Annotated in this window: 4 protein-coding genes; all 4 read right to left on the reverse strand. The window is 32.4% G+C overall.

Annotated features, from left to right (window positions below):
* Position 1 precedes the first annotated feature (1 nt).
* On the reverse strand, positions 2 to 11,302 hold the full coding sequence (locus ACWG0P_RS01365; protein ID WP_455800139.1) for a SpaA isopeptide-forming pilin-related protein: 11,301 nt from the start codon (positions 11,300 to 11,302) through the stop codon (positions 2 to 4).
* Between the two features lie 659 nt (positions 11,303 to 11,961).
* Entirely contained in the window at positions 11,962 to 12,807 is an 846-nt protein-coding gene (locus tag ACWG0P_RS01370; RefSeq protein WP_455800140.1) for a tyrosine-type recombinase/integrase, read from the reverse strand.
* Positions 12,808 to 12,969: 162 nt separating this feature from the next.
* A complete protein-coding gene (locus tag ACWG0P_RS01375) occupies positions 12,970 to 14,067 on the reverse strand; it encodes a CDP-glycerol glycerophosphotransferase family protein (protein ID WP_455800141.1) in 1,098 nt (365 codons plus the stop codon).
* A gap of 11 nt (positions 14,068 to 14,078) precedes the next feature.
* Positions 14,079 to 15,257 (reverse strand): CDP-glycerol glycerophosphotransferase family protein, encoded by a 1,179-nt coding sequence (locus tag ACWG0P_RS01380; RefSeq protein WP_455800142.1) that lies wholly within the window; start codon positions 15,255 to 15,257, stop codon positions 14,079 to 14,081.
* Positions 15,258 to 15,261 lie beyond the last annotated feature (4 nt).

Raw genomic sequence — 15,261 nt, forward strand, 5'->3', positions numbered from 1 at the left:
TTTATGTCTCCTCTTTTCTTCGTTTTTTATTCTTCTTTGATATTATCCACCCAACTCCAACAAGAGTTGTCCCAGCAAAATAATACATTACATTCCCCGTCCCACCTGAGAGTGGCAAATCTTTTTTAAGAGAGTTTGTAACCATATACTTATTGTCCGTCGATAAGAATGCAGGTACTACTCCATTAGCCTTAAACACTATTTCGTCTTTATCGATTGTTAAAGTCCATTGACCACTAGGAGTTTCATACCCATCAGGAGCTTTGCTTTCCACAAGCTGATATACTCCGTATGGAATGTCTCCAAAAGATACACGTCCATCTTCATCACTAACAGCACTCTTATACCGAGTCCAACAATCAGTATCTACAAATGCATGATGAGTATGTTGCTTTGTACAATAATATAAATCAAAAGTGGCCCCTTTTAAGAACATATCATGTACATCCTGATCAATTTTATAGAATTCAAACTTATTCAAATCTGTTTGAATTTTATTGATAATTTCATTTCCATCATTTATTGATATGTTTTGATTCTGATTTGGATTTGATAAATAATCGATAACCAATGGATATTTTGTGTCAGACAATACATATTCCGGATGAGTTGTTAATTCTTTGATATAATACTCACCTTCAGGCAATAGTCCACTCCAACTTGCGTCGCCATTCCTATCAAATTTTAATAATTTTACTAACGTATCGGGAGGTATCTCTTTTATCTCTTTTTTTGTATAAATTCCAAAAAGCACATCGTCATAATAAGTTTCTTTTCCTTGTTCTAAGTTCTCTAACACTTTTTTTATGTTGATAGTCATCGTAACATGTATATCTGTCATCTCAATGACAAATTTCTTAGAGGCTATTTCTTGATTGCCAATTATAAATTCATATTCTTTTTCGTCTAACAAATAGCCATTAGGAGCTTGCAACTCTTTATACTTGTACTTCCCTTTAGGTAGTGAAATACCTTCTTTATTACTGTATAGCAGTTGGATTAATTCATCAGTTTCAAAGTGTTTTCCGTTAAGATCAATAGCTTCAGTTGCATAAATACCTATCGTTACATCATCAACTTTACCTTTTGTATAGGAATATTCCTTTAATCCTGGATATATTTCGCCTTTATCCTCAACTCCACTTAGAACATCTCCGATTTTTTCAAAGGTTACATTGGCTTTCGCTTTTTCATTGCTGATATTGATTGGAATCATTTTTATAGGATCCGTAATCGATCCATCTCCTACATGGAAATAATGTTCTTTTTTATCGTTCACATAATCCTCTAATGCTTCTTTCTCAATAAAATAATAATCTCCTACTTCAAGGTAATCTTTCAAAATTATACCTTCGCCTGAGGTCTTTAAATCATCTTCAAACAATTGATAATCACCATTCAAGTCTTTTTTGTAAAGTTGGAACACGACATTTTCTAGTCCTTTTTTCGAATCACTATCATACTTGAATAATTTAACTTCATTACGCGCAGGATAATTATCCACTACAATTTTTATAACTTCTTTATTTTTTTTGATATCAATTGCGATATCCTCATTTGTAGGCAGGTAGCCATCAGGTGCTTTCACTTCTCTAATATAATACCTACCATAAGGTAAATCGCCACTCGTAATTTCACCCATACTATCAGTAACCAAGCTACTCAGAACCACATTTTTATTCTGATCCAAAATAGAGAATTCCGCATTTGCTAGTTTCAAATCATGATTTGATGCATCTTGTTTCACTATTTGAATCTTAGATGTAATTGCTGGGTTTTCAAAATTGCAAATATAAATTTTACCGTTAGAAGATTGAGAGCCGTCAATAGCTATCGTTTTTATTGCAATATCAGGAATGATAGATCCTATTGGTGCAGCTATTTCAACAACAGAATAACTTCCATACAATAATTCTTTTGATTCTGCACGACCATTTATATCTGTTATCAAAGTATCTACAACATTGCCAAGTTCATCTACAATATTAAACTTTGCATTTTCTAATGATAGTCTTTGACCAGGTAAATCTCCATCAACAGATTTTTGAATTCTAATACGACCTTTTATCATTTCATTTTTGAATACCAGTGTGATATTCTTAGAAGAAGTATTATCAACCGATATATGCTGCACCTCTTTTGAGAGTTCATATCCTTGTGATGCTTCTACTTCCATTACCACATAATCCCCGATCATTAATTCACTTTGTGAAATAGCAATACCTCGTTCATCCGTCTCTATCATTTCAATTGGATCAAGATCAGATAGCGTATTGTTTTCTACAGCATTTTCATACCCATGCTTAGTATATATATTGAATTTAAACCCTTTGCCTAAATTTTCCTCTGTATCCACATCTTTTTTAATCACTTCTATTCTGCTAGCTATAAATTTATTCTCTACTGATAATTTAGCAGTTGGATTATCTTTTGTTAATTCATTAAAGAAGAACACGTCACTTGGCAGAGCATATTCATCAGATGGAGTTCTAGTTTCATTAGCATAATATCTACCATATCCAATTGAGGATATATCGATTTGAATGAGTCCATATGCATCTGAATCATATTCGCCAACAAATGTATCATCTACAGATGGCACATCTCCACTCATCTTATATACTTTAAAATGAGCGAACGGAAGAGGACCCCCTGATTGATCATGTTTATAAATAATCAGTCCTTTAAATGCTTCGTTTTTAATCACTGGTAATTCTATAACTGTATTGTCTTGAGAATCATCAATGCTGAAACGAATTGGTTCATTCGTTAATGCATAACCATCTGGTGCTCTCTTTTCTAATAAGACATAATTGCCATTTGTTAGAAGAGCATTTGAACTCGTACCTTCACCATTTTCATCAGTCACAATTGGATCTCCAATTGATTTCAATTCAATGGTCTCATCTGAACTTTGAATATACTGATCATAATTAGCAGCATCATACAACTCAAAGATAGCTCCTTTTAGCCCCATATTTGGGTTATCTTTATCTACCTTTCTTATTTTAATGCTAGCTTTTTTATGTTCATTTGATAAAATTACAGATTGTGATGGCGTATCTCTTGTTAATTCTAATTTTGTTATCTCTTCATTCAACCGATAATGATTAGGGGCTTGAATCTCTTTTATGTAATATGTACCAGGTGATAGTTCAATATTTGTAGATACAAATTCTTCCGCTTTTGTAGTGACAGTATCAATTGGATCACCTATGACCATTCCATTGTCATCTATCTTTTCATAAATTCCATAGGATGCATTTCCTAAAGATAATGAAGTATCAAAATCAATTTTTTTTATTGAAATTTTACCTTTGACACTTTCATTTACAATCGTAGGCAATATTACTACCTCTTGATTGTTCTCTATCTTAAATGGGAAGAAATTCTCATTGAGATAGTACTGTTCTGGAGCGCTTACTTCTTCAAAATAATAAGTTCCATATGGAAGATTTTCAATCACTCCTGATCCTTGTTCATCCGTGATAATCTGTTTACCTTCGATGAAGTTTCCTTCTGCATCATACAATTGGAATACAACATCGGCAATTGGTAAATTATTTTCATCTTGTTTTAAGATTTTCACGCTACCTCTCACCGGCAAATTTTCAAATGATTCTACTTGAACTACGGTGTTAGAAGATACAATACTTACAACTTTCGAATTCGCTTGTACATTGTCCATCTGTTTGGATTGAATTGTCAAATTGCCTGCTAATAAATATCCTTCTGGAGCTTTTGTTTCTACAACCTCATATTGACCAAACGGTAACATAGTAGAAGTCGCTTGTCCCATTAAATCTGTCATTATGGTGTCCATCAACATACCCCTGACTCCATCCTTGTATTCATAAATCTCAAAGATGGCATTAGATAATGGTTCTTTTGTTATACTATCTATTTTTGTAATATGCAAAGAGCCATATATTCTATCATTCACAAATGATACAAGGACTGGTTCTATTGATGAATCTTTAGTCACCTCAATCACTTTTTCCTCATCACTTTTTTGATATCCTGTGGGAGCAAGAACTTCTGTGATTGTATAGCTTCCATAAGCTAAGTTACTAATTAAGAGTTCTCCATCGCATAGCACTGTTTCATCGTATCCATTTGGTCCTACTATATGAAATTGTGCTCCATTAAGTTTCTTTGTTGTATCATCTTTTTCTACTTTTTCGATTTTGAGTTGTCCATCAGCTTTTGTAGAGGGTACCTTTGTATTTGAAACCCTGATTACTTCGCTTTGATATCTTGTATCTATCCAAAAGATTTTTTTATCATCTTGATAGCCATCAGGAGCCTTTATTTCTTTTATATAATAGACTCCTAAAGGTAATCCATCAAACTTTGCCTTACCCATAATAGTCTCAACTATTGTGGTTCCTGTAACTTGGTTTTTGCATTCATTATCATAGAATATTTCGAATTGCGCTCCATCAAGTAAAATCGATTCATCATTACTATCGAATTTGATGATTTCAATATCTTGTTTTTTAGGCGTATTTGCCACAGAAACTAGAATAACTTTCTCCGATGTAGAAGCAACTTCTACAGGATATGTCTTTTCATCACCATTTGTATCCTTATCTGTTTCATAATGCGATGGTGGCGTAATTTCTTTCACGACATAAGAGCCATATGCTAAACTTTTTGAGCTAACTGTTCCATCAGGCCCAGTGATTAAATTGTCTTCAACAACCTCTCCTTTATCATTAAGAATTTGAAAAACTGCATTTTCTAATAATTTCGTAGGATCCTCTTTATCATATTTTTTTATCTTGATACTAGAGGTAGTTATTTTTTTATTTGCAATCCACTCTTCTCCAATGTATTTAATATTTCCAGTATCATCTGTTTCTTTCCAATAAGTAATATTAAATTTTTCCGTATTTTGCTCATAACCTTCTGGTGGTGTAACTTCTTTTACATAATACTCTCCATAAGGTAAATTTGCACTGGTAACACCTTCATAATTGGTAGGTGGCAAAGCCATGACAAAGTCATTTGTCTTACTGTCATAAACATAAAATACTGCTCCTGATAAAAGCCCCTGCAGACCTTCGTCATAATCATATTTATATAGTCTTAACAAGATTGGACTCGGCTCATTTTTAATAGCATCTAGTGTCACTGTCGGTGTTTCATCACTGATTTGTACCCGTTGAATTAAACCATCTATTTTTTTATATCCTTCAGGTGCTGTTTTTTCATATATATCATATTCACCTGCAGACTCTAAGTTCAATATACAAAAACCTGAGTTATTTGTAGTACATTGTGCTAGTGCTTCCCCGTTGCTACTATTCTTATCTTTTTCATAGGCTTCAAACACAGCACCTTTTAACCGTTGCCTATTTGCTTTATCCTCTTTGATTACTTGAACTGCATATTTTGTCTTTGTGTTCACATAAGGAGATGTAAATTTATCAATAAAGGTTGGAGAAGAATACGAGAGCGTAAATGCTTTACTAGAGAAATCTTTTTGTATATATCCGGCAGGAGGAGCTTCCTCCTTTATGCTGTAATTACCATAAGGCAGATCAACCGAAATAATTCCATCAATAGGATCCGTATATGAAACATAATCAATATTCTCGCCTAAAACACTTATTCCTGTGATTCTAAATTTTGCTCCTCCCAGAGGGCTTCCCTTTTCATCTACTTTTTTAAGCTTAACATTTCCTTTACTTTGTTCATTTTCATAAGTGAAATTAAAATTCTCATTTCCTTCTTTAATCTGTAATACAGATCCTTTTTTATTTTTCTCATACCCTGCTGGCACCCAAGTCTCGTATATAAAATAATATCCATCCTTACCATTCAAATATTTATATGGAATATTTGCAATAGTAACCTTACCATTCGCATCCGTTGACACTGTCCTATATTTCCACATTGAGGAAACACGTTCACCGACAAATCCATCATATGTTGGTATTGAATCGCTGATCCATTCATATAGAGTAAACTCCACCCCAGCAACTGGTTTTTTCGTTTTAGCATCAATTTTTTGTATGGTTACATTTCCTTTTAGTTCTTGATTTGTAAAGACGAAATCCGTATATACAGGAGTAACTGCGCTAGCTACAGATGCTACTTCGACCTTTTTCACTTGAGGTGTGCTATCTACTTTATATGGTGGAGGAACAGACTTTTCAACAACCTTATAGGTTCCTGGATCCACATCTCTTACATTGGCGTATCCATTCGAATCCGTCGTAATGGTTGAAATTTTAGTATCACCATTTGTCTGAGTTTTATATACATCAAACACAGCGCCTGAAATTGAGTCTCCTGCACTATTTACTTTGCGTACACGAATATTTCCTTTCATTTCCCAGTTGGTAATCAACAATTCTTTAAAAATAGTACTGGAGGTATTCACCGCATTTTTAATATCTTCTTCGGTAATTGAAAATTTTACTCCAGTTTTTCCATCTACTTTTGTCACTTCACTTATGTCATATGTAAAGCCTCTATCTGTTGTATCTTTTTCAACAAGGAAATAATCACCCTTTCCTAATCCATCACTATACCCTGAAGATGCATCACGTGGATAGGTCACATCACCAAAATACCCAGTCATGATACTATCAATAAATGTAAGCTTGCCGTTTTCAATTGAATATAGATCAAAGGAAACACCAGATATATTAACACCAGCTGGTCTTAGCATTTTTTCTAAGTGAATTTGACCATATTTTTGTTGTTTATTTTTGAAAGTAACATCCTTTTTGTAACCAATAGTTATGCCTCTGTTTGGTGTATTAACATTACTAAAGTCTTCAATTCTATATGTATAAATATTTGAGTCAAGTTCGTAACCTGCTGGTGATTTTTTTTCCTGTACTGTGTAAGAAGGTGCATAAGGTAGTTTAACCGTATCTCCTAAAGTTGAACCTGTTGTAATTAATGTAACTGGAATTCCATTTAATGGGATGATTTCATATTCAGCCCCCACTAAAAACTTGTTAGTATTATCGTTGTCTACTTTCTTTATCGTTAAATTAGCCTCTTTAAGGTAATTGATAATTTTGATTTTCGTTGAATTTTGAACATAATCAATTTCACGTGATACAAAATTATTATCGCAACTATACAAGTCCCATCTACCATAGGACTTATATAAGTATAATTTTTCCTGCAACCCTACATAATTACTTGTATCAGGGGGAACTACTTCTTCGATTTCCACATCAGAAGATAGCCCATAATAATTAATGATTCTAGTTACATCGATAATCCCACTCTTATTAGTGTTTTCATAAAATGTAAATCCTCCTTGTTTGAAAGAAAATTGCACTCCCTCGATAGGATTTCCATATTGATCAACTTTTAATAGCTCTACAGATGCAGGATTTCTATTATTTTCCCATGTAAAATTGAACTGTTGTACATAATTAGCGTCATCACCATAATTATCAAAGGCAAGTGTTTTCTGATTTTCTGTCAAAGTATACCCTACAGGTGCTTTTGTTTCTTTAACGATAACAGTGTGATTTGATGCAGGCATTTCTATCGTTTTTGATTGCGCCTTTCCCGTAATGGGGTCACTTATCATCGTATCCAACACCTTGTTGCCATCCGTTGTATCAATGATTTGGAATTCCGCTCCACCAACTGGATTCTTTGTGGATGAATCTAATTTGTTAACAGATACTTTAAATGTTCTCTTTTTGTTATAGGCATTTACTTGTAATGTCTCACCGTTCTCGTTCACAGTTACTCTGTAGTATCCTGTAGTTTTATCATAGAACGGACACTTTGGATCATCTTTGAAGTAATTACTTAAACGTTGCGATTCTTTTATAAGATAATTGCCATATGGCAAATTATTAAAACTGACATTTCCGTTGCTATCTGTTGTTTGCACACTACCAATAGGTGTTGGAGATAAATTTCCATTATCTTTATATAATTGAAACTTGACATTAGACAAAGGTTTATTCGTATCTACATCACGTTTTGTTAATGCTATATTTCCTCTAATTTCAGGATTTCTAAATGTAAATTCTTTTAATAGAGGCTGTGTACCATCTGTGGTTGCATCAATCTCAAAATCTAGCATATTTTTGTTTGCTGGAACATAATAAGGAAGTGGCGTACTATCCTCTATGATTCTATAATAGCCATTACTCTTTCCATCAATGACCGGCAAGTTAGCTAAGGTTGCAACCCCATTTGCATCAGTTATCATTGTACCTAGCAAGGCACCAGTGATTCGATTGTATACTGAGAATTTTACATTCCCGATCTTTGTAATACCATTGTCTGCGTATTTCGTGACTTTTATTGAACCTTTCTGTTTTGTATTCACAACATTGTAAGTTAATACCTCATCTTTGGGTTCCCAGGACGAAAAATTAAACCTAAAATTTTGACTAAAATTACGTACATATCCTGGAGGTACACTTACTTCTCTTATGGTATAATCAACATCAAAATCTAAATTTTTTGACTTTGCATATCCTTTTTTTGTCCCTACATCACTTGTTACAAGTCTATCAATGATAGTATTGTTTTGATAAATATAAAATTCCACATTATTAAGCGGATTCCTGTTTTCATCTGTTTTATATACCTCTATGTTAGCTTGATAAGGATTATTACTTATTTCAAAATGTTTTTTATAGCTATTCGAAGAACTAAGTTTAAATACTTCCGGTTTAAATGTAATTTTATATCCTTTAGGTGCTTGTATTTCTTCAATCCTATAATCTACATCAGCAAGTAAAGCAGATGTGCTTGCATTTCCATTTGCATCTGTTTCTAATTCTGCAACTTTCATATTATCATAAATTCTGATAATGGAAAACTTTGCGCCTTTTAATGCTTTATTCTTATTTTCGCTATTAAATTTATATATAGAAAAGCTTGTAGGAACTTTCTCATTCTCCACCTCTACATTTAATGATAATTCCTTCAGATTCAGTGTTTTATTTGAAACTGTGACTTGAATATAGTCACTAATTGCCTTATATCCTATAGGTACAACAACTTCTTTTAGTTGATATTTATAATTGGATGTCATTGGATATGCATTTTTTGAAATAGCAATTCCTTCACTATTAGTGATTAGTTTCTCATCAAGTTTTGTCCAAACTCCTGGGTTTGTGTCCGTGTTTTGTTGATAAATTTCAAATGCGGCATTTGAAATTGGTATTCGTTCATTATCACGCTTAAATAACTTGATTTTAAATGGTTTTAGACTATTGAAGACAGTAACTGTATTTTCAACATTTTTTGCAATATCTGAAGGTACCACAACTTTTTTTGTTTTTACTGAACTATCTCCACTATACCCATCAGGCGCTAATACCTCTTTGTAATAAACAGTTGTATTGATAGGATATTTTTTTGTTAGAATGACCCCATTAACATTCGTTTTATACACATCATAAGATGAAAAATCACTATATTCACTTACCCAAAAAGTGGCATTTTCCAATGGATTTTTTGTATATGCATCTTGCTTCTTAATAAGAATCGGATATGTCTCACGTTGATTGATAAATTCGACAACATTAAGAGCATCATTTTTACTAATTACCAACTCTTTCTGGCTTGTATCCATAACATACCCAGTTAATGAATTTATTTCTTTGATATAAACTTTTGTGCCTGCATACCAAAGCCTTGTAGTGACATTAATTTCACCATTCGCATCTGTTGTTTTCATAAACCAATCTACATTTTCTTTTCCATTAAGATTAGTTCCATACTTAAAGGTAACACCAGATAAACGTTTCCCTGGATTTTGGTCGTCTTTTTTTATAATCTTGAAAGAGCGTGGCTCCCTGATATTCTTTACATTATTAAAAGTTAAAATTTTTCCAGGCTCCAACTTTTGCTGTTGTATTGTACTAGATATTTCGTATCCTTCTGGAGCTGCAATCTCTTTTATTTTGATAATAGAATTAGAAGGCCAAACCCTCGTGTCTTTTATGATACCATCAGCGGCAGTTCTCTTATTATAAAACCCTGTAATGCTGCCTTGTTCCCCTGATAAATTTACACCGTAGCTAAAAACAGCATTCGCAAGAGGATTGCCGTTTTCATCTATTTTCTTTAAAAGTATTCCACTTCCTGCCTCTACGCTTATCTCTAGGCGCTCAACATTTCTATCCATTATGCCTTGTTTAACAACAAGTGTTTGACTGCTTGTTGATTTCAACCACATAGACTCTTTACTATTTGAACTAGCTTTATCTTTTTCACGTACATTTGAGAGTATGATTTTTGTATTGGCACCTAATTTAGAACCATATCCCTCTTTCAATTTTACTCTAAGGTTATTTTCACTATCAATAGAAACCACTAGACCTTTATTCTCAAGCTCATCTATGTTATCTATATACCAATTCGTTGCAGAAAGTAAATTTTTTTCATCATGCAAAACAGCTGTCCTACTTTCAACTAAAATTAAATTATGCTGATTTTCATTGTATTTGATATAATCACTTGTTACACCACTTAAAGAAAGCTGTATATCGCTGTCTAACTGCTCGTTTACGATATTCATTATTTCTTTTTCACAATCCTTTAATGTGCTTTGATAAATACCATTTCCAGGAGATGGAATGATACCAAAATCTGATGCTGTATTAGAATCTTTGCTCCATCCTTTATCTCCATAGTAAGCATTTCCTGCCGCACTTGAATAATCTTTTCGTAGTAGATATCTCCATATTAAATTCTGTGTAGCAACCCTATATATTTCATCTTTGAAATTTACACCGCGACGATTATCAACAAATCCATAACCATAATTTACAATTAGATTTATCATATCTGATTCAGCTTGAGTAACATCCCTTTTTGCTTGGTTTTTATTCCAGACATTTTTTATACCGTACTTTCCTCCAGGAGGCGTTTTTGAAGCAATAAGCAAAGGATTTTTAACAGCAAATTCTGTATTTGCATCAGCACAATAAGCAATACTCTCTATAACATTATTAAAATCACTCGCACTAACAACGGAATATTTACGAGCGGGTTTTTTCAACTTGTTTGCATTGATATAGTCCCACTTACGAATATAATTATTGAAAGTAGAATATGCCCCTGCATATTGGCTCCCCTCATTCAGGGCTTCGATTTTAGTTGTATTCATTTTAAAATCAATAAAAATATTCGATATCAAAATAAATATAACCATTACAAAAAGTTTTATTTTTTTCAACATCAAATCACCCTCTCCTTCAATTACAATAAAAGTGTAAATCTCAAATAGTTCAGGAAAGTTGAAAAATAGCACTGTAGGTTCATACGTAACGATAAGTTTCTTTTGTATCATAAGATCCTTTGTACTATACAACAGTAATTGTTTTTTCCAATTCTTACATTCCTGTTATGGTTCTAATCTGATGCAGTTCTAACTATTTGGACGTTTTAGTAACATTGAATCTAAAGCTACCAGCTTTCTCAGAAACAAAACTCCATCATCCTTAATACCAATAAAATTTCCTTGAGATTCCCCGTAGTTGTCAAAACTCCGACTTTTTTTGATATATTTTAACGTAAATTTCATTACACTTATATCTTCTTCTCACAAAACCTTTTTATTTCCTTTCTTCAATTATCCCTATATGATAGAGCAAACAACATAATACACATTATGTTGTTTGCTCTATCATATTTGAATAGAAAAACTCATGTAAAAGCTTAAAATTATAAAAAAAAAAGATCAGTGATCTTTCTATAATTAAAAATAGTTGCTGTTTTATTATTGTAAATGTCAACTTCTTTTTTTGTGTTTATAAATACCAGATTAATAGACATATATAATTAAAAAATAAGATATAGCAACTTATAATACGATAATTGTTTTATATATATTGCTATATTCTTTTGAAATATTGCTTTATAATTACAAATAATCAATTTTAAGTACTTTATGTGTTAATATACTAAGTATAAACCTATTCGTATACAACGAATGCAACATAATGTGTATTATGTTGTTAATCCCATTCTTGTCATCGTATTTACACATTTGAAACCATTTTGTATTGTGTAAATTCTTGTCGTCTCAATATTTGTGTGTCCCAACAATGAAGCTAATTGAACAAGATCTTTATCCAAACTATAAAAAGTCACTGCAAATAAATGGCGCAAATTATGTGGAAATACTTTTTCTTTACTAACTTCTGCCTGAATACACAAATTTTTCATCATACGCCATATATTGCTACGATTCAAAGTTTTTCCATTCCTTGTCACAAAGATTGCACCCGATTGAATGTGATTTTTTTTACAATACTTTAATAACTTTATCTTTAGTTTCTTTGGCAAATAAACTTCGCGATATTTTCCTTTATTATTTATTACAACTTTACCTTCATTCAAGGATTCAACGCTGATGTATTGGTGCTCACTAACTCTTATCCCTATTGTACATATAGTTTGCATCAACAAATTCAATCTCTCATTGTGACTATTTTTTGCTGCTTGTAACAATCTAAAATATTCTTTCTTAGTAAGCTCTCGTTGTTCATCAATAAACATACGTCTTTGTACTTTACAGAGTTTCACACGATATGCATCTAATCCCATAAAACTCAAAAAACCATTTAAAACTACAAGCATACTATTTATACTCGTAATCTTATAACAAGTTTGTAAGTAGGTTTTATAATTCAGTACGATTTCTTTTGTCAAGAAATGCTCTTCGGACAGAAATGAATAAAACTTTTTGATATCTCGAATATACTTATCAATAGTCGCTTTACTACGCTCTTCTTCATACAAGAATATCTTGTAGCGCTCTATATCCTCTATCATAAGTTTGATTTCTTCCATTGCAATACACACCCTTCTGGACTTAGCCCTACTCACTATTTTATTCTATTTCGTCATGATTAAACAAAAATTGATGCTTTCATTGAATTCTTTTTAGAAGTTTAAAAGGTATCATATAACTAAACAAAGCTACAACTCACTATTTATATGTCGCATTATTTTCTATTTCATTATATTCTCAATTTCATATACAACTCGTTGTACATTTTTTCCATCACTATAAGGCATAAATTTATTTTTAAATTCTGTTAATCGTTTTTGATTATAAGTTTTCTCTTTTAATGCCTTTATTAATTCTTCTTCGCATTTACAAATGTCATCCGGCATTTCATGAAGATAATCAACATTAAACCCAATTGTTTGCTGATAATTCTTGACATCTGATGCATAACAAATTGATTTTTTGTCTAATAGAGAATAGTCAAATAAAATGGACGAATAATCTGTAACTAAACAATCACAAGCACATAACAACATATATAAATCTTCATGACTCACATTCACAATGCGTTCTCCCTCTTTTAATGAGGCGTCCGCCAACAAAGGATGCATCTTATAGAACATCACATAGTCATCCGGAAGTTGAGACATCACACTTGCCAAGTCTAAATCATCATAACGTAGTCCCTTTATGATATTCCCACGAAAAGTTGGCGCATATAAAACTTTGTACTGATGTCTATACTGCGGATACCTTTCATAAAACTGTTCTTTATAGGAAGACACTACTTTTTCATCACAAAGTTTATCAACTCTAGGCATTCCTGTAATAATTACTTGCTCGTGTTTTACGCCAAAGGCCTCATGATAAGCATCTTTCCAATAGGCACTATTCGACAAAACTCCATCATAGTTTCTTACTGGATATTGGCGTTCTATTTGATTACCAAATCTTTTAATGGCACCACATGCATGCCATGTTTGTAATACATAAGTTCCCTCTCGTTTGAACGCACTTACCACAAAATTGTTATCGTTTAATATAATCAATTTTGAAACATTAATTTCATATAATTGTCGAATACAATTCAACATATACATAAAATCATCTTTTAATGTCTTTTTAAACACGATGAGATTATAGTGTAAATCATATTTATTATTTTCTCTTAAAAGCTTATCAATTTCTAGAAAATCTTGTTCTAAATGATCGGCAGTAAGTGAAATAAACGTAATTCTATTTTGTTTAATCGAGCACATGCGTAAGAAGAAATTGCATACCTGTAGTAGGCATGTAAGGACTGCTTTTTTTAATCCCATAAGTTTCCTCCTTATGAACACATAATATCAATGACCCGCTGTGCAGCGTGTCCATCTTCTCGATTATTGAAACGTTGATTAAAGGTTTCAAGTTTATCATAATCAAAAAGATGATTGGCTATTGCTTGTAACATTGCTTCTTCTATTTTGAATACTTCTCCAGGAAGATCTTTATGAATATCTAAATAAAATCCTCTTAATTCATCTGCGTACTCTTCAATATCGTACATATAAAAGTACATTGGTCGTTTTAATACAGCATAATCAAAGAATACACTGGAATAATCTGTTACCATCATATCAGAGATTACATACAAATCACTGATATCTGATTTAGCATCTATATCATAGACGAAATTTTCAAGTTCTGGTTCATGTTTATACGTAGAAGTAATTAGGTAATGAGGCTTAAATAGGATAACATACTCTTCTCCTAGGACTTCTTTCCACTTCATGAAATCCACCTTTAATTCAAAGGTATAACCTGCCATTGTAAATTGATTATCACGCCAAGTAGGGGCATATAGAATAATCTTTTTGTTATCTGGAATATATAACTTCTTACGAATCGCTTGTTTTTCTTCTTCTGTTACATTGCTTAAATAATCATTTCTAGGATAACCTGTTTCAATCAAACGTTCTCTATTGATTTGAAAGGCACTTTGAAATACCTCTGTACAAAACTTATTTGGTGAAATCATGTACGTATATTTCATTACATCGTTGTCATAGGTTTTACGCATTGCATCTGCGCTCATATGAGAACGATAGAAGGTTGTTCCTTCTGGAACAATGATATCATGCGCTAAACGCTTCAACGGTGTTCCATGCCATGTCTGTAAATACACTTGTTTCTTCTTGCGTACGATGTACTTCTGTAATTTACAGTTACATACCCAATATTTGCTACGTGCTAAATGAAAAAAATAGACAGGCGTAAAGTAAGGAATTACTTTCGCTCCCTCTATTTCTATCATATTTTCTTTTCTAAGCGCCCATACAAAGACATAATCTTTGAAACGCTCATCTTTTTTCATCTGTAGAAAGATTGCTTTGGGATTATCTGAATACCCTCTTCCATGAAAAGATATAAAGAGTACCATCTTCTTATGGATTGGCACTAATCGAAAGAGTACTTCAAATGTCCATCGCATACCATTCACAAGAATCTTTTTTATTTTATTGACCATAGTC

The organism is Amedibacillus sp. YH-ame6, assembly GCF_053848845.1.